The 17,851-nt window shown below is 56.0% G+C and carries 17 protein-coding genes; 7 read left to right on the top strand and 10 right to left on the bottom strand.

Annotation, left to right across the window (positions count from 1 at the left end; all coding sequences use genetic code 11):
- Both JWR17_RS07730 and JWR17_RS07735 read left to right on the top strand, forming a co-directional pair.
- On the top strand, nt 1-323 hold a 323-nt coding region (locus tag JWR17_RS07730; protein ID WP_299829948.1), incomplete at its 5' end, for a DUF2214 family protein.
- Nucleotides 324-378: 55 nt separating this feature from the next.
- Nucleotides 379-798 carry a DUF3010 family protein gene (locus JWR17_RS07735; protein ID WP_299829950.1) on the top strand — a complete coding sequence of 140 codons (420 nt, stop codon included), beginning with the start codon at nt 379-381 and terminating at the stop codon, nt 796-798.
- An 8-nt stretch (nt 799-806) separates the two neighbouring features.
- Here the strand turns inward: JWR17_RS07735 and JWR17_RS07740 are convergent, their stop codons facing one another.
- Complete coding sequence (locus JWR17_RS07740; protein ID WP_299830043.1) at nt 807-2,264, bottom strand: MFS transporter; 1,458 nt, start codon at nt 2,262-2,264, stop codon at nt 807-809.
- A gap of 326 nt (nt 2,265-2,590) precedes the next feature.
- Here JWR17_RS07740 and JWR17_RS07745 point away from each other — a divergent pair, with 326 nt between their 5' ends.
- From JWR17_RS07745 to JWR17_RS07760, 4 genes are all read left to right on the top strand, one after another.
- On the top strand, nt 2,591-3,163 hold the full coding sequence (locus tag JWR17_RS07745) for a DUF5666 domain-containing protein (RefSeq protein ID WP_299830045.1): 573 nt from the start codon (nt 2,591-2,593) through the stop codon (nt 3,161-3,163).
- A 139-nt stretch (nt 3,164-3,302) separates the two neighbouring features.
- Nucleotides 3,303-4,928 (top strand): phosphoethanolamine transferase, encoded by a 1,626-nt coding sequence (locus JWR17_RS07750; protein ID WP_299829952.1) that lies wholly within the window; start codon nt 3,303-3,305, stop codon nt 4,926-4,928.
- Nucleotides 4,929-5,146: 218 nt separating this feature from the next.
- Complete coding sequence (locus tag JWR17_RS07755; protein ID WP_299829954.1) at nt 5,147-6,367, top strand: putative DNA modification/repair radical SAM protein; 1,221 nt, start codon at nt 5,147-5,149, stop codon at nt 6,365-6,367.
- The gene (locus tag JWR17_RS07760; RefSeq protein ID WP_299829956.1) at nt 6,364-7,257 is read left to right on the top strand and encodes a TIGR03915 family putative DNA repair protein; all 894 of its coding nucleotides are present in this window, start codon (nt 6,364-6,366) and stop codon (nt 7,255-7,257) included. The genes JWR17_RS07755 and JWR17_RS07760 overlap by 4 nt, the downstream gene beginning before the upstream one ends.
- Before the next feature lie 5 nt (nt 7,258-7,262).
- On the opposite strand, the gene JWR17_RS07765 is transcribed toward JWR17_RS07760, so the two are convergent.
- The 9 genes from JWR17_RS07765 to JWR17_RS07805 form a co-directional block, all read right to left on the bottom strand.
- Entirely contained in the window at nt 7,263-9,206 is a 1,944-nt protein-coding gene (locus tag JWR17_RS07765) for a response regulator (protein ID WP_299829958.1), read from the bottom strand.
- Nucleotides 9,196-10,071 (bottom strand): ATP-binding protein, encoded by an 876-nt coding sequence (locus JWR17_RS07770; protein ID WP_299829960.1) that lies wholly within the window; start codon nt 10,069-10,071, stop codon nt 9,196-9,198. Before JWR17_RS07770 ends, JWR17_RS07765 begins: the two co-directional genes overlap by 11 nt.
- Complete coding sequence (locus tag JWR17_RS07775; RefSeq protein ID WP_299829961.1) at nt 10,064-11,080, bottom strand: ATP-binding protein; 1,017 nt, start codon at nt 11,078-11,080, stop codon at nt 10,064-10,066. The genes JWR17_RS07770 and JWR17_RS07775 overlap by 8 nt, the downstream gene beginning before the upstream one ends.
- Nucleotides 11,071-11,475, bottom strand: coding sequence for an anti-sigma regulatory factor (locus tag JWR17_RS07780; protein WP_299829963.1), 405 nt, complete (start codon nt 11,473-11,475; stop codon nt 11,071-11,073). Before JWR17_RS07780 ends, JWR17_RS07775 begins: the two co-directional genes overlap by 10 nt.
- Entirely contained in the window at nt 11,475-11,834 is a 360-nt protein-coding gene (locus JWR17_RS07785; protein ID WP_299829965.1) for an STAS domain-containing protein, read from the bottom strand. The genes JWR17_RS07780 and JWR17_RS07785 overlap by 1 nt, the downstream gene beginning before the upstream one ends.
- A gap of 3 nt (nt 11,835-11,837) precedes the next feature.
- The gene (locus tag JWR17_RS07790; protein WP_299829967.1) at nt 11,838-12,689 is read right to left on the bottom strand and encodes an STAS domain-containing protein; all 852 of its coding nucleotides are present in this window, start codon (nt 12,687-12,689) and stop codon (nt 11,838-11,840) included.
- A 186-nt stretch (nt 12,690-12,875) separates the two neighbouring features.
- The gene (locus JWR17_RS07795; RefSeq protein ID WP_299829969.1) at nt 12,876-13,733 is read right to left on the bottom strand and encodes an SDR family oxidoreductase; all 858 of its coding nucleotides are present in this window, start codon (nt 13,731-13,733) and stop codon (nt 12,876-12,878) included.
- 487 nt (nt 13,734-14,220) lie between these two features.
- Nucleotides 14,221-15,048: an isocitrate lyase/phosphoenolpyruvate mutase family protein gene (locus JWR17_RS07800; RefSeq protein ID WP_299829971.1), complete on the bottom strand. Its 828-nt coding sequence runs from the start codon at nt 15,046-15,048 to the stop codon at nt 14,221-14,223.
- 169 nt (nt 15,049-15,217) lie between these two features.
- The gene (locus JWR17_RS07805) at nt 15,218-16,372 is read right to left on the bottom strand and encodes an alpha-hydroxy acid oxidase (RefSeq protein ID WP_299829973.1); all 1,155 of its coding nucleotides are present in this window, start codon (nt 16,370-16,372) and stop codon (nt 15,218-15,220) included.
- Nucleotides 16,373-16,718: 346 nt separating this feature from the next.
- On the opposite strand from JWR17_RS07805, the gene JWR17_RS07810 reads away from it, so the two are divergent.
- On the top strand, nt 16,719-17,834 hold the full coding sequence (locus JWR17_RS07810; protein WP_299829974.1) for an AI-2E family transporter: 1,116 nt from the start codon (nt 16,719-16,721) through the stop codon (nt 17,832-17,834).
- Nucleotides 17,835-17,851: the final 17 nt, after the last annotated feature.

The raw sequence follows: 17,851 nt of genomic DNA on the forward strand, positions 1-17,851 counted from the left end.
CGGATAACTTCTGGGGAATTGCCGCTGCGGTACTCTTGGTGACCGGGGCAATGCGCGCATTTGGCGGCTTTGAAAAAGGAACTTTTTATTACCTGCATCAACCGCTGTTTCATTTGAAAATGGCCGCATTCGTGGCGATTTTGATACTTGAAGTCGCGCCGATGGTTGCACTGATCAAATGGCGCAACGCGTTTAAAGTGGGTGCACCGATCGATACCCATCGCGCGTTACTGTATTCGAGAATCAGCCATATTCAGGTCGGGTTGATTATCGTCATCCTTGTCGCGGCCTCCGGTATGGCCCGTGGAATTTTTATCAGTTAGCCTTCGGCCGCAAAAGAGACGAAAATAACCGCCACTCTTTTTGCGCGGTCTTCACATGAAAATTTGTGGCATCGAAATCAAGGGCAGCGAAGCAATCTTCGCTGTCGCTACCCTGCGTAACAACGCCCTCGAACACATGCCTGTGTCGACCAAAAAAATTGCCCTTGAGGACGATGACGAGTCAGGCAACGTTAAAGCGTTCGCAGCCCTGGTCATGGCGTTTGTCCGGGACAATGGCATCGAACAACTGGCCATCAAAAAGCGCAGTAAAAAAGGCGAGTTTGCCGGTGGGCCAACGACGTTCAAGATCGAAGGTATTCTGCAGTTACTCAATGATTGCAACGTGATTCTGGTCTCGCCGCAGACCGTCAGCGCTCAGCATAAAAAACACGACTTTGCGCTGGCTACATCCTTGAACAAATACCAGCATGAAGCCTACAAAACCGCCTGTTCGGCACTGATGAAAGCATCGTAACCCTCACCTCAGCCATGACTTTCATGGGCTTGGGAAAGCGGTCGGGCTACCGACTCCAATGATTGACGCTCGGCGGCCACGCCCCAAATTGCCTGAACAATGGTCGCCATCAGCATCAGCCCGGCGCCTAACAAGTAACCGATAAAGACGTTACTGCGACTGTGGGTTTCGATCAGGTGGCCAAACAACGTCGGCCCGACAATTCCACCCAGCCCTGTGCCGAAGGCGTAAAACACTGCGATGGCCAACGCGCGAATTTCCAGGGGAAATGTTTCGGCAATGGTCAGGTACGCAGAACTCGCCGCTGCCGAGGCGAAAAAGAAGATGACCATCCAGGCGATTGCTTGCTGCATCACGCTCAGCAGCCCCTGCTGAAAAAGATAACCGCTGATGGCCAGCAATACACCGGATACCCCATACGTCAGGCTGATCATCACTCGACGGCCGACCACGTCAAACAGCCGCCCCAGCAACAATGGACCGCAGAAATTACCCAGTGCCAGCGGCAGCACATACCAACCAATACGCTCATACGGCACGCCATAAAAATCGGTCAGCACCAAGGCGTAGGTGAAAAAAATCGCGTTGTAGAAAAACGCTTGGGCGGTGAGCAACGTCAGCCCCACCAGGGCGCGACGGCGATAGGTCACGAACAAGGTATCGAAGACCTCACGCAACGGCGTGTGATCCCGGGAAAGCAGGCGTAAAGGCGGCTCGGTTGTCGGTTGCAACGTATGCCCCTGCTGACGAAATTGACCTTCGATGTTCTCGACGATTCGTTTCGCTTCTTCCGGCTGATTGTGTATCAGCAACCAACGCGGGCTCTCGGGTACCCAAAGGCGCATAAACAGGATCACCAATCCCAGTACCGCGCCGATACCAAAACACAAGCGCCAGCCCAGATCGCCGCCGACAGTTTGCGGATTGAGCAGGATGATTGAACCGCCTGCCCCCAACGCAGCACCTAACCAGAACGTACCGTTGATGGTCAGGTCAACCCAGCCACGAAACCGCGCCGGGGTGAACTCTTGGATGGTCGAATTAATGGCAGTGTATTCGCCGCCGATGCCCATTCCGGTCAAAAAGCGGAACAGCACGAAGCTCCACATACTGAAAGAAAACGCCGTCGCGGCGGTCGCACTGACATAGATGAATAGCGTGATGAAAAACAGCTTACGCCGTCCCAAACGGTCGGTCAGCCAGCCGAAAAACAGCGCACCCAGCACAGCGCCGGTCAGATAAGCGCCGCCCGCCAAGCCAATGTCGCTGTTGGATAAATGCAGCACCGGGCTGTTTTTCAGTGCCCCCGACACCGAACCCGCCAGCGTCACTTCCAGCCCATCGAGTAGCCACGTAATGCCGAGCGCAATCACCAGCAGCGTATGAAACCGCCCCCACGGCAGCCGGTCCAGCCGCGCCGGCAAGTCGGTTTCAAATACTCTGGCTTTCTGAGTGTGCTCGCTCATCGTCATGCAATCACTCCAAACACCTAACCAAATGATAGATAACAGATTGAATATAATCCGTATGAGCCCAGTTGTTGGCGAAGAGGTATCTCAGACACACCGCATGAGCCCTTCGCCAACAAGTTGGTTCTTACAGAAGTGTGAGTACCAACGGTCTGACGGAGTTCATCCCTCTGCAAAAAGCGCCCTGCCCCACTAATCGGTATAAGCTCAGCCCTCAAGAAAACTACACGTCAATCGCAAAGGAAATCACCTGCATGAAGTCTATTTTCGGCACACGCCTGCGCAATGGAGTAATGGCCTCGACACTTGTCGCGGCGACGCTCATGACCGTTGTTTCCGTCCACGCTGAAGACACTGCGCCCGCGCCACGGATTGGCGTGCGTGGCGCCATCACTGCCCTCGACGGCGACGCTCTGAAAGTCCACACCAACCGTGGCGAAGATTTGCTTATTAACCTGACCAAAGACACCCAGGTACGCGGCGTGACCCTGGCCCAAATATCCGACATCAAGCCCGGCAGCTATGTCGGCACCGCCGCTGTTCCGTTGCCAGACGGCACGTTGAAAGCGCTGGAAGTGCATGTGTTCCCGCCCGCCATGGCTGGCACCGGCGATGGCCATCGCGCCTTCGACCTGGCCAAGGACAGCACTATGACCAACGGTAGCGTGGGAGATTTGGTGACCAGCAACGGCCGGACCATGACCGTCAAATACAAAGGCGGTGAAAAAACCGTGGTCGTACCGGACGATGTACCCATCGTCAACTTGGTGCCGGGTGATCGCAACCTGCTAAAACCAGGGGTTAAAATTGTGATGTTCGCGCAGAAAGCGGCTGATAACAGCCTGAATGCGCTGTCCATTTCCGCGGGCGAAAATGGTATTACGCCGCCGATGTAAAAGGCTTTGGGTAATTGACTGCCATGTAGACGGCGAGCGCTTTGAATTTCGTTTGTGACGTTTTCATGAAAAGCTCCGTGAACAAAAGCAAAAGAGCTGCGAGAATCCCGCCAATCTTTTTGTCGTCCACGGTGGGTTCATGCTCAAGCGCGTCAGTTCTACACGGCTAGTCATCCTGTTTTCATTGGCTTTGGTGGTGTTTTACAACCTCGCTACGTGGAAGGCGCTGGTCGGGCTCACGCAACTGCAGGGCATCAAGGCGTTGTTGTTTGAACTGTCATTCGGGTTTTTCCTCTGGGCGGCCTTTACCCTGCTGCTGCTGCCGTTCTCGTTCAGGCCGACCCTCAAGCCCATCCTCAGCCTGTTTGCCCTGTGTTCGGCGTCTGCTGCCTATTTCATGAACGAATATGGCATCTCCATCGACACGGTGATGATTCAGAACGTGGTAGAAACCAACCCGGCCGAAGCCACTGCGTTGGTCAGCGCCAAACTGTTCGTGTACCTGGCCGTGCTGGGTTTATTGCCGATCATTGTGATCTGGCGGACGCCGGTTATGTACCGAAAGGTGCTGCCGGGGCTGCTAAACAAGATCCTCGCCATGATCGCTTGCGTCATCGTGATTGCCGTGTCGGTGGGCGCTTTCTATTCGACCTACGCGCCGATCTTCCGTAAGCAGGACGAACTGACCCACTTTATCAACCCCACCAACTATGTGTACGCGGTGGGTAAATTGACCAAAGACCGCTTCTCGATCAAACAGAACGTAAAAATTCAGACCGTGGGTGACGACGCGACATTAAGCACCGCCAGCCAACTGCGCAGTAAAAAGAGCCTGATGATTTTTGTGGTGGGTGAAACCGCCCGTGCCGACCACTTCTCACTGAATGGCTACGCACGTGAGACCAACCCGGAACTGGCGAAGCTGGACGTCCTCAATTTCACCCAGGTGAGCTCCTGCGGCACTTCGACGGCCGTGTCTGTGCCTTGCATGTTCTCGATGTTTCCGCGCAAGGAGTACAGCGATAAAAAAGGCAAAACCTACGAAGGCCTGCTGGACATCTTGCAGCGCGCTGGCGTCCAGGTGCTGTGGCTGGAGAACAACAGTGACTGCAAAGGAACTTGCCTGCGGGTACCGAACAAAGACATTCCGAAAAACCAGCCAAGTCCATTTTGCGATGGCAGCACCTGCCTCGACGAGTCCCTGTTGGTGGGCCTTCAGGATTACATCGACAACCTCAAGGACAACGCCATCATCGTGCTCCACTCAGATGGCAGCCACGGCCCGGAATACTACGAACGCTACCCGAAGAATATGGAGCGTTTTACGCCGGTTTGCCATACCAACCAATTAGGCAGTTGCAGCTCGGATGAACTGCTCAACGTGTACGACAATACAATCCTGTACACCGACCATTTCCTGGCCAAAGTGGTGGAACTGCTGCGTAAAAATCAGGAAAAGTACGACACGTCGATGATCTATGTATCAGACCACGGCGAATCCCTTGGCGAAAACGGCGTTTACCTGCACGCCGCCCCATACGCCATCGCCCCGGTCGCGCAAACCCACGTGCCCATGGTCATGTGGTTCGGCAGCAGCACCCTCACTGACGCCGCCGTCGACCGCAAATGCCTGGAAGGCAAACGCGACAACACTGACCTGAGCCACGATTACATGTTCAGCTCAGTGTTGGGCATGTTCGGCGTACAGACCGGCGTTTATCAACCGACACTGGATATATTCCACAGCTGCCGGCAAGGCCAGTAACTAAGAGCGAAGCGTCCTTGCGGTGAGCCGGGACCGCTTCGCGATCCATCGCGACCAAGCCCGCCTTCAATTGAATTCATGGGAATCAGAGAGTTATGCGTTATCGAGGTTTTTTGGCGCTAAGTTCCTCAGACCACCGGTAGGGCATCCACCGCTCTGCCCCTTGAGTGCTGCCCAGCGACCTTGTACTGTATATAAAACCAGTGCGCGAGCGTCCCATGCAACTCATCGAAAAGCTGAGCATCCTCGCTGACGCGGCCAAGTACGACGCTTCCTGCGCCAGCAGCGGCGCGCCCAAGCGCAGTTCTCAAGGCAAGACCGGGCTCGGCGCCACCGATGGCATGGGCATCTGCCACAGCTATACGCCAGACGGCCGTTGCGTCTCGCTGCTGAAAATACTTCTGACCAACTTCTGTTTGTACGACTGCCAATATTGCGTCAATCGGCGCTCCAGCGATGTCCCTCGTGCGCGCTTCACGCCAGAAGAAGTGGTGACCTTGACGCTGGATTTCTATCGACGCAATTGCGTCAGCGGTCTGTTCCTCAGTTCCGGCATCATTCGATCAGCCGACTACACCATGGAGCAGATAATCCGGGTAGCGAAGCTGCTGCGCGAAGAACATGAGTTCCGCGGCTACATCCACCTGAAGACAATTCCCGATGCCGACCCATTATTGATCGAAGAGGCCGGGCGCTATGCCGATCGGTTAAGCGTCAATATTGAATTGCCCACCGACCTCGGCCTCAAGACCCTGGCCCCGGAAAAGGACGTCGGCTCGATCAAGCGCGCCATGCAGACCATATTTACCGGCGAGCAAACCGTGCGTAACGAACCGCGTGCGCCACGCTTCGCCCCTGCCGGGCAGAGCACGCAAATGATCGTGGGCGCCGATGACACGGACGACAGCACGATTTTGCACAGCGCAGAATCACTGTACGGCAATTTCCGCCTGCGGCGGGTGTACTACTCAGCGTTTAGCCCGATCCCCAACAGCCCCAAAAGCGTACCGTTAGCCGCCCCGCCATTGATGCGCGAACATCGCTTGTATCAGGCTGATTTCTTGTTGCGCGCTTACGGTTTTAAAGCCGGGGAGCTGTTTCAAGGGCCCGGCGATCTGGCGCTGGATATTGACCCAAAGCTGGCATGGGCATTAGAGAACCGTGACCTGTTTCCGCTGGACCTTAACCGTGCCGAGCCAGCGATGATTGCACGCATCCCCGGCATTGGCATCCGCACCACCAAACGCCTGGTGGAACTGCGACGTCAGCGGCGCATTCGCTACGAAGACCTGACGCGGTTACGCTGCGTATTAACTAAAGCCAAACCGTTTTTCATCACGTGCGATTACCATCCCCGGCAGGCGGAGAACAGCAGCCATTCCCTGCGCCAGCAGTTGCAGGACCGGCCGCAGCCCGTACAGATGGGATTATGGGGATGATCAGCCTCGATTGTGATGAGCTATTCAGCACTTGGCGACAACAGGCGCGCTGGCTGCTCAGCCATCAGATCGACCCGGCGCGCGTCAGTTGGTCGCTGCAACGGTCGGCGGACATGTTTGCTACTGACGAGGCGATTTCCGAGCATCAAGGGCCATTCCAGGCGCGTATTCCTCTGGCGTTAATCGCGCTGCTGGAAAATGCTTCGCGCTACCGTGGCGAGCAACGCTGGAGCCTGTTGTACGAAGTACTGTGGCGAGTCAGTCACGGTGATCGCACAGCAATGCTGGCGGGGGACAAGCTCGGCAGTGAGCTGCATCGTCGAATCAAGTCGGTCCAGCGTGAAGCGCACCACCTGCATGCGTTCGTGCGCTTTGTAGCAGTCCCGCAGCTTATTGCTCACGATGAAAAGTCCGAAAACCCGCAGCATGTGCAGTCAGCCGAGCTGCCGCAATACGTCGCCTGGCATGAACCGGCCCATGACATTTTGCACAGCGCCAGCGAGCATTTCATCGGCCGAATGGGCCAACAGCGCTGGATGATCGCGACGCCACAAGACGGTGTTTATTACGACGGTGAGCAGCTCATTCATCAGCGCATCTGCCCGGCAAGCTGGAAACATCTGGCACAAAATATCGATGACCCGTGCGGCGATTTGTGGCTGACCTATTACAGCCACATCTTCAATCCCGCTCGCTTGAACCCTAAAGTGATGCAAGGGCACCTACCGGCGCGCTTCTGGAAAAACCTGCCCGAAGGCATGCTGATTCCGGCATTGATCAGCCAAGCCCGCACCGGTAAGCAGCGGGACGGCCAAGCCAGCAAAATTGCCAACAAACCGGGCAAGCGAATTACCCTTGCGCTGGATAAACCCTGCCTTCAAGACCGATAACAACGTTAAGCGCCATCCAGCATCTTGCGCACTTTATTCAACAGTTCGCTGAGCTGGAACGGCTTGATAATCATGTCCATTTTTTCGCCTAGAAAGCTCTGTCGATTAACGGCATTCTCGGCGTAACCGGTCATGAACAACACCGGCAGACTGGCGCGCCAGCCACGGGCGATATCAGCCAGCTCTCGACCATTCATATGCGGCAGACCCACATCAGTTAACAGAAGCTCAATGGAACTGTCGTTTTCCAGCATCGACAGTGCAGTCCTTATGTCGGCTGCCTGAGTACAGCGGTAACCGATATCAACTAACACTTCGTTGACAAACATCCGCACCGAGGCAGTGTCTTCGACGATCAGAATATGTTCGCCAGCACCGCGCGCTCGCTCGGTAGTGACCTCCGCGGGCGCCACGGCCATGTTGGCTGACGCCGGGATCATCAGGGTCACTTCGGTGCCGCGCCCGGCGATGCTGCGAATATTCGCATCGCCACCGGACTGCCGGGCAAAGCCGTAAATGGTCGACAGGCCTAACCCGGTCCCCTCCCCAATCGGCTTGGTGGTGAAAAACGGATCGAACACCTTATCGATTACGCTGTGGTCGATACCCACTCCGTCATCCTTGACGGTTAACGCCACGTAGGACCCATCGGCCAACTTTGGATCACCCTGAAAATGCGCGGCGAACGTGGTGACGCTAATATTGCCGCCCATGGGTAGAGCATCCCGAGCATTAATGACCAGGTTCAGCAAGGCACTTTCCAACTGACTGGCATCGGCCAGGGCGACTGCGGATTTCGCCGTGAGCTCCAAGGTCAGAGTGATGCGCTTGCCGATAGTCCGTCGCAGCAAGTCCTCAAGTGAGCGCACATGCTCATTGATATCGATGGGGCGCGTGTCCAATGGCTGCTGTCGTGCGAACGCGAGCAGGCGATGGGTCAACGCTGCAGCGCTCATCGCCGAGGTCAAGGCGGCATCGGCATAGCGCAACACCTTGTCCGGCTTGCTTTGCTCGGTGCGACTCTTGATCAGTTCCAGGCCAGTAATGATGCCAGTGAGCAGGTTATTGAAGTCATGGGCAATCCCCCCGGTCAGCTTACCGATGGCGTCCATTTTCTGTACTTGCAGCAACTGCGCTTCGGTACGTGCGCGCTCGGCAACTTCGTGAGCCAACTGAGAGTTGACCGTATCCAATTGCGCGAGGTGCGACTGTTCGCGCTGACGATGCTCGGTAACGTCTTCGACAAACACCAGACTCAGGCCCGGGGTGCGGTACGGCGAAATCTGCCACTCCGTTTCACGCACCTCGCCCTTGACCCGCATAGCCAGCGTACCCTTCCAGCGTTCGCCAGCGGCAAGGCCTTCACGAAGCTCCTGAATGATCGCGATCTGATCATCAACGAAGCATTCTAAAATGTCTTTTTTGGTCACGCTCTGCTGGATAAGTTGTGCGAACGCATGGTTGCATTCGTACACTTTCAGCTGTGCATCCAGCACCGCAATAGGCGCTGAAACATTAATGAAAATCTCACGAAAACGCGCTTCGCTTTCACGTAACGCATATTCGGTGTCACGCACCCGCAGCAAGGTTCTAACCGTCGCCAACAAGACATCCGGATCGATCGGGTGAATCAGATAGGCATCGGCGCCCGCCTCGAGGCCGGTAATGATATCGCCGGTCTGAACCGATGCCGCCGACACATGCACCACCGGCAACAGCGCGGTACGAGGCTCGGAGCGCAACTGGCGGACTATATCGAAGCCGCTCATGTCCGGCAGATTGACGTCGAGAATCAATGCATCCGGCGCCTCTGAAGCGATCAGTGCCAGTCCTTCAGTACCCGTCCCCGCCTCAAGTACCAGATAATCATGACGCTCCATGCGCCTGCGCAAGGCGTAACGGGTGGCCGCGTTATCGTCGACAATCAGCAGCTTGACTTCACGCTTCATCGCTTGGCTCCAAGGCGATCGCCAACGGGATGATCACGAAAAATGTAGAGCCGATTCCCGGCTGGCTTTCTACGCCTACCCGACCGCCCAGCAGACCAGCGAAGCGTTTGCACAGTGACAGCCCAAGCCCAGTGCCGCGCAGACGCTTCTGTAACGGTGAATCAACCTGAGAAAAATCCTCGAACAATGCGCCATGTAGTTCAGCGGGAATACCGATACCGGTATCCGTCACGGAAAACCGGATCTCTGTTGCGTTCTCCATTCGCGCCAATATCCGGACCTCACCCCGTTTGGTGAATTTGAGCGCGTTGGAGATGAAATTGCGCAAGATTTGAGCGAGCTTTTTGTCGTCGGTGTACAGCTGCGGAATGCCGACCGGCGCTTCGAAAATCATATCTACCGAGGTCATGTCGACGATGGGCCGGAACATGCCCCGCAACGCGGCGAACAAGTCGAGCATGTCGAACCACGCAGGGGAAATAGTGATACGCCCCGCTTCGATTTTAGCCAAGTCCAGCAAATCGTCGACCATGTCGCTTAGTTCACGAGCCGCCGCGCTGATAAACGCCACTTGTTTGTGTTGCTCCGGGGCGAGTGGCCCGTCGAACTCATCTGCGAGCAAGCCGGTAATGCTGAGGATCGAGCCCAGCGGCGTCCTGAATTCATGGCTCATATAAGACAGGAAGCGACTTTTGAGGTCTGACGCCTGACGCAGGTCTTCGGCCTGCACGTCCAACTCCGCATACAGCGCAAGGACCCCCTGATTGGTTTCATTCAGCTCGGAACTGAGCGCCGCCATTTCATCGCGTAACCGCAGAACCTCAAGCTGTGCTTCATTGGCGTCGACCGGCGTCGTTTCAGGCATGAGAAGTCTCCAAAGCAACTACCAATACAGTGACGTCGTCGCGGCCTCGGCTGTAATCGCGGTGCAGTAACGCCGCAATGACTGCTGGGTGACGAAGCATCAGTCCGGGATAATCCCGGAGATTCCAGCGCGACTGCAAGCCATCGCTGTACATAATCAGCAATTGCCCCTTCACGTCAGGGTATTCAAATACCTGCGCCTTACGGTATTGCAGGCCTACGATACCGGGGTGCGAGGCGAGCCCGCGAGACTTTTCCGCATCGATTATGCAGGCACCGATGTTGCCGATGCCTACGAAGCGCAATACATCGTTACCACCATCGAAATGCGCCAGGGCTAGCGCGCCGCCGCGAGTGCCTTTCATGGCGTAGTGCATGTCTTCGAGCAATAGCGTCGGCGTAGCAAAGGGGTCGAGATAGAACGCTGAAGCACCAGCCAATCCGGCACGCTCGGCGTCTTCGCCGTGGCCGAGACCATCAATGATCAACGCACTGATCCGTTGATCCTTGACCGATAACCCCCACACATCACCGCACGCCGGATCGTTATGCAGTGAATGTTGGCTAACGCCAAAGCGCTGATCCCTGGCGGTATCTGAACGCTGAAAGAAACGCACCAGAATCACCGTTCCGCGTGAGTCTGAGTAAACGTCGAATACTTGCGCCTGGCGGTACACCGCGCCCAACCCGATACCCTGAGTGCCACGGGTAGAAAAACCATCGGGCAGGCACGCATGCAGGTCGAAACCTTTGCCACGGTCCACCGCCAGCACTTCTATAGCCTGGAACTCGCCCCTTGGCAGCGTTCGTAAATGCAGCTCGCCGCGACCGGCATGCTTGAGTAGATTGCTTGCCAACTCAGTGACTACCAACGCAACTCGCCCGGCATCCGTGGCATCGAAACCAATGCGTTCAGCGAGTTTTTGCGCGACGCGGCGAGCATATCCGATTTGACTTACGTCCTCGATTAACAGAACTTCGGTCAAACTACTGCGCAGGTTCAAGTCCATCGCGTGATCGTTACCCGAGTGCCAACACCCGGTGTGGTTTCCAGGTCAAACTCTTCAACAAGGCGTTTGGCGCCTGTCAAACCCAATCCCAGGCCGCTGCCCGAGGTCCAGCCATCGGTCATCGCCAGCTTGAGGTCGGGAATTCCCGGACCGTCGTCACGAAACGTCACCCGCAGGCCAGTACGCATTCCTTCCTCGATAATTTGCCAGTCCATGTGCCCGCCGCCTCCGTAAACCATGGTGTTTCGTGCTAACTCGCTCACTGCGGTGACCATTTTGGTCAAGTCGATCAAGCGCATGCCGCATTCCTGAGCCAACTTGCGTGCCAACTGCCGCGCAACCACTATGTCCTGCTCGATAGTGATTGGCTGAGTGCCACTGGTGCGTACGGTCATTAGGCGAGCACTCGTTCACGCAGCAGTTTCATGCCGCGCTCGACGTTAAGCGCGGTGCTCACGCCGGGCAGAGTCATGCCCAGTTCAACCAGGGTAATCGCCACTGCTGGTTGCATCCCCACCAACACGGTTTCGGCGTCCATAATCCGTGACAGCCCGGAGATCGTGCCGATCATTCGGCCGATAAACGAGTCGACCATGTCCAGCGCCGAAATATCGATCAACACGCCCCTGGCCGAGGTGCGGCTGATGCGTTCGGACAGGTCGTCTTGCAACGTCAGCGCGAGCTGGTCGTGCATGTCCACTTGAATGGTGACTAGCAGGAAGTCACCCATTTGAAGAATTGGAATCCGCTCCATGGCTTATACCGCCTTGGTGACGGTCACGCCCAAACGCCGTAGCGCAAGTGCCAGCGCGTCAGCCAGATTGGCTTTGGTCACCACTCCTTGAAGATCAAGGCCCAAATGAACAATGGTCTGGGCGATTTGCGGGCGCACGCCACTGATGATGCAGTCGGCACCCATCAAGCGGATCGCGGTCACGGTTTTCAAGAGGTGTTGAGCAACCAACGTATCAACGGTTGGCACGCCAGTGATGTCGATAATGGCGATTTCCGAGCCGGTATCAACGATCCGTTGCAGTAACGACTCCATTACCACTTGGGTGCGCTGCGAATCCAGCGTGCCGATCATTGGCAACGCCAGCACGCCGTCCCACAATTTGACTACAGGCGTTGAAAGCTCCAGCAATTCTTCTTGTTGCCGCTTGATGACTGCTTCGCGTGATTTCTGGAAGGTGCGGATGGTGTGCATGCCCAACGCGTCCAGCAACTCGGAGATTTGCCACAGCTGATCCGCCAACATGGCCGGGTCGTCTTTGAATTCGCTCTGCAATACCCCGAATAGGGCACCTTTCAAAGAAAAAATGAAACTGGCGGTTTGCTGGGAATCCTGCCCGAGCAATGCCCGGCTATGGGAAAGCTTTTCAAGAAACTGACGGGTTTCATCCCAGTCGCTGCCCGCAAGGCTCTGTGTGCTGCCTTTTTCCCAAACGGCCATGTTCAAGCGCAAAAATTCGGCGACTTGTTGTTTGAGGTCGTCCTCTTTCAAGTTGCGCGTGGCGCCGCTGGCTTCCAGACCTGCAAGCCACGTGGCGGATAATTGCGATTGAGATTTTTTCATCGCATCGACGGTGCGCTGTTGCAGTGCTGCCATGTGTTTTAACTCCTGATAGAAGGCCATTGGCCGTTCCAACGACATCGGTTACAGCCGCAGTCGCGCAGCCGTTTTTTGGACAACAGGTTACGCTGGCAATTCAGAATCAAATTAAACCGGGATTTTGACTTCAATCGATAGAGGCAATCAAGGGGAGTTCAATGCTCCCCTTGATGCCCAACAGCGTTAGAGAATAGGTTTACCGCCCGTCACGCCGACTCGCGAACCGGAGATATAGCTTGATTCGTCCGAGGCCAGTAACACGTACAGTGGCGCCAGTTCTGCGGGCTGACCAGGACGGCCCAACGGAGTTTGCGAGCCAAACGAGCTGATCTCGTCGGCGGTCATGGTCGAAACGATCAGCGGTGTCCAAACGGGTCCAGGCGCCACGCTGTTGGCGCGAATACCCTTCTCGCCAAGCAGCTCAGCCAATCCGGCGGTGAAGTTGGCGATAGCACCCTTAGTCGCGGCATACGCAAGTAATGTTGGCTTGGGCATGTCCGAGTTAACTGAGCTGGTGTTGATGATCGAACTGCCTTCAGGCATGTGCTTGAGCGCCGCCTGAGTGATCCTGAACATGGCAGTAATGTTCACATCGAACGTGCGCACCCACTCCTCGTCAGGAATGTCTTCCAGACTTTGGTAGGTCATCTGAAAAGCCGCGTTATTGACCAGGATGTCGATGCGGCCGAAGCGCTCGACGGTCTGCTCGACGATGCTCAGGCATTGCGACCGTTGCGCCAGATCGCCCGGCATCAATAAGCATTGACGACCGGCCTGCTCAACCCACTGCGCGGTGGCTTTGGCGTCTTCATGTTCATCAAGATAGGAAATCGCGACATCGGCACCTTCACGGGCAAACGCGATGGCCACCGCGCGCCCAATGCCACTATCGGCACCGGTAATCAGCGCGACCTTGTTGGCCAAACGCCCGGAACCCTTGTAGCTCTCTTCGCCACAATCAGGTACTGGATTCATGTGCTTCTGTTCACCGGGAACACTTTGCTTCTGCTCGGGGAATGGCGGACGTGGGTAATTCTTCATGTATGACTCTCCGGATCGATAAGAAATCGCGTCGAGCCGAAACGTCAATTCACTGCAGGACGCTTCCGGTCGGCGTACTTATTTTGCGACCGGGCCAGTTTGTGCAGGTTCAACGCAATCGCTTATCGGTCCTGTTCGCCCGCACCGGAATTCCGGATCTATCCAAATCCGACGTCGTCCGTGGCTTGTTACAGGCGATCCGGGGCCGGTTGGCGATCCCGCGGGACTGAATTCCTGTAGGGACCGACTTGTTGGCGGAATGTACCTGTAATACCGCGGTGCTTGCTTCGCGAACAAGTTCGCTCCCACCGGGACCTCTGGATTGCCCCAGGTTTGATGCCATCCCAAAATCCGGTGGGACCGAATTTAATCGGGAATGGGACCCAGCAGCTTGGTCTACCTGACTTCAGGTGCTAATGGAATCGAGCATCACAACGGCTCTTTACCTGGCATTAGGTACTTCCTTGGAACGACGTACTAAAAGCATTTATCTGCGCGTCATCAACCGATTCACGTCACCAAAGCTGACGGCGGTGTCGGCAAAACTAAAGGTGCCGTTGTTTTTTATCTCCTCAGCGGCGCGGATGAACTCTCCTAGGGCAGCGCGTGCGAGGGAACTGCCGAGACTTATCCTTTGCACGCCTGCCTGAACAAGTTGATCGACGGTAAATTTACAACCGCTCAAACCCATTACCACGTTGACCGGTTTGTCCAAGGCGTTACAAACAAGCTGAATGGTTTCCAGGTCAGGTAAGCCAGGGGCGAATAGAACATCGGCACCGGCGTTCTGAAAGGCGATGAGCCGGCGAAGCGTGTCGTCCAGGTCAGGTCGACCATTGATGAAGTTTTCAGCGCGTGCCACAAAGGTAAACGGAAACGCCAGGCTTCGCGCGGCCTCAACACCGGCTGCTATTCGTTCTACGGCGTGATTGAAATCATAGACAGGATGCGCCAGCTTGCCGGTGGCATCCTCAATCGAACCACCCACCAGCCCGACTTTCGCAGCGGCATGGATAGTTTTTGCAACGTCTTCGGGCGAATCTCCAAAGCCGTTTTCCAAATCTGCGCTCACCGGCAAATCTGTCGCCTCAGCGATCCTTCGGGCGTTTTCGAGCACCTCGTCACGTGATAGACCACCTTCTGCATCTCGCTTGCCTAAACTAAAGGCTAAACCTGCGCTGGTTGTAGCCAACGCCTCAAACCCCAGCGCCGCAAGTATCTTGGCGCTACCTGCATCCCAAGGGTTGGGAAGAATCAACGGCTGCTTTCGGCTGTGATAACGCTGGAATATGAGTGCTTTTTCAGTAGTAGACATAGGTCACCTGACTTTGTCAGTTCTGCAACGGTCGGCTGACCATGGGTTACGCGACAATGAAAAGCAAGGGAGATCAAAGATGTTGCCCGCAGCGCACGACGTTACCGTGACATTACCACCACTGACCGATGCGATCCTTGCCTCGGTCAACGGTCCAGGCGCGTGTACGTTAGTTATTGACGAGGTGACGGCTCTGGATGGAATTGACAGTTGTCACGCCCAATAGCCCCATGTCGCGGCTTACTTCGGTCGTAATCAATTTCAAAGCATGGGCCACGCCGGCTTTACCGGCCACGGCAGCGGCATAGTTAAACGGACGCCCTATAAACGCCGCTTTAGCACCTAACGCCAAGGCCTTGAGTACGTCAGTACCGCGCCGAATTCCGCTGTCTAGCATGACGACCATATCGCCTGCGGCATCGACTATTTCAGGCAGCACGATCAATGGCGCGACACTGCCGTCCAGTTGCCTTCCGCCATGGTTTGAGACGATCACGCCGTCAATCCCCAAGCCCTGGGCACGGAGCACATCGGCCACATTCAACACACCTTTGATGACCATAACGCCTTGCCATCTGCGCCTGATTGAAGCGATATGCTCCCATGTCAAATGACCGCGATCAGAATAGTTCCTGTCCGCGCTTGAGGACAGAATCGGGGCACCACGGTCGGCATAATTATTTTCAAAATGCGGCATACCGTGCTTCAACAGCGTTTTGAAGAAGGTGCCGAACAACCAGCGCGGGTGGATGATGCCCTGATAGGCCAACGACACGCTGGGCCGCAACGGTGTAGAAAAACCGGCCCGTACATTGTTCTCTCGATTACCGGCCACCGGCGTGTCGACGGTGATGACCAGAACCTGCACTTTTGCCCTTGCTACCCGATCAATCAATCCGTCGATTTGCTCTTGTTTGCCTGGCAGATACGCCTGAAACCAAGTACCCGGTGCAGCTTCAATTACTTCTTCAAGGCGGATCAATGAAGAGCCGCTCATAATGCACGGCACATTGGCTTCAGCGGCCGCCTGGGCCATTACCAAGTCACTGCGATAGCCCGTCATCGCCGCGATCCCCATGGGTGCAATACCCACCGGGGCGCTGTACTGATGGCCGAAAAGACGCTGGCCCGTGTCGCGTTTGGAGACATCGACCAGCACATCGGGTTTAAAACCGTAACGCGTAAAGGAAGTGCGGTTGGCCGCCGCCGAGTAACCCTCCTCAACCGCCCCGGAGACATAAGCGAACAACGGCCTGGGCAGGATTTTCCTGGCCTGGGCCTCGAAGTCATGGAGCGACAGGTAATGGCGCAAGGGATCAAACACGACGGTGCTCCTGATGGGGCTTGTTATTCAAACATGGTCGTACACTGGCGACCGCGTGCCCGCACTCTACGTGGGTTTACGCGTTAATTGCAGCGTTTTCATTGACCTGATCACAACATTCCCGACGCGAACAGCGGTCTGCGGTTGATGGTTTTTCCAGCCACAACAAACACACCGTCTCCCGTGTAGTGGAGGGCTTCCGGGTGCCTGGGAGTTGGCGCGACATGGGCTTTGAGCGCTTCTGAAAACCGACTTGCGGTCTCGATGAGTTAACCCTTTCCCGTTTCTCATCTACGCTGGAACTGGTGTTAACGGCACACGCGCATTGCCTTTCAGGAGAATACCCATGGCTGACAAACCCTTTATGGCACCCAAAGGGGGCAGTGAACTGCTGGAGGTATTGATACGCGCAGGCCTGATCGTCGTGTTGGCAACGACCTGCTATGAAATCTTTCACCCTTTCCTGAACTTGATGCTTTGGTCAGTAATCTTGGCAGTCACGCTGTACCCGCTAAACCAATTACTGGCTGCGAAGTTGGGTGGACGTCCGGGCTGGGCCGCTATTATCGTGGTCGTTCTAGGCCTGGCGTGTTTGATGGTGCCGTTGAGTCTGTTGGGTGCTTCGATAGTTGAGTCAGTCCACGGCAGCATGCAGTCTTTCGAATCAGGGCGATTCGAAATACCGGCACCGCCTGCGAGTGTCGAAGCGTGGCCATTGATAGGCCCTCCCATTTACCAAGTATGGTCACACGCGTCTGAAAACCTCAGCTGGGCGTTTCAGCAACTGATGCCGCACCTCAAAGTCTGGTCCAGGGTTGTTTTGCATCAAGCAGCAGGTATAGGCGCTGGAATTGTAGTCTTCGTCTTGGCGTTGCTTGTCGCGGGCGTAGTCATGACCCATGGTGCCAGCGGCCAACGCACTGCGGTGGCGATTGCTACGCGCCTCTTCAGTCCACGTCGGGGTCCGCAAATCGCGCACCTATGCACGACCACAATTCGCGCCGTGGCGCAGGGCGTGGTCGGTATAGCGTTTATCCAAATGCTCCTGATCGGCGTCGGCCTGGTGGTCATGGGTATTCCCGCTGCGGGGGTCATTGCGTTATTGGTGCTGCTGTTGGGCATCATGCAATTGCCCGTGCTATTGGTAGCGGTGCCCGTCGTTATCTACGCGTTCGCGCACTACGGCACCGGCCCCAGCACCATCATCTTCACGGTCTGGACCCTGCTCGCCGGCGTTGCCGAACACGTACTCAAACCGCTGCTTTTAGGCCGCGGAGTGGCCGTGCCGATGCCGGTAATACTAATAGGCGCCTTGGGTGGCATGGTCACCAGCGGCATTATCGGTCTCTTTATCGGCCCGGTAATATTAGCGGTCGGTTACGAATTGTTCATGGGTTGGGTTCGTCACCCAGTGCCCGAGCCTGAGGCGCCTGTGGTGGCTGAACTGCTTCCGGCTGATTGATGAGCGCGACCATGGGC

Origin of the sequence: Pseudomonas sp., from assembly GCF_028293835.1 — a bacterium.
Classification (GTDB): domain Bacteria; phylum Pseudomonadota; class Gammaproteobacteria; order Pseudomonadales; family Pseudomonadaceae; genus Aquipseudomonas.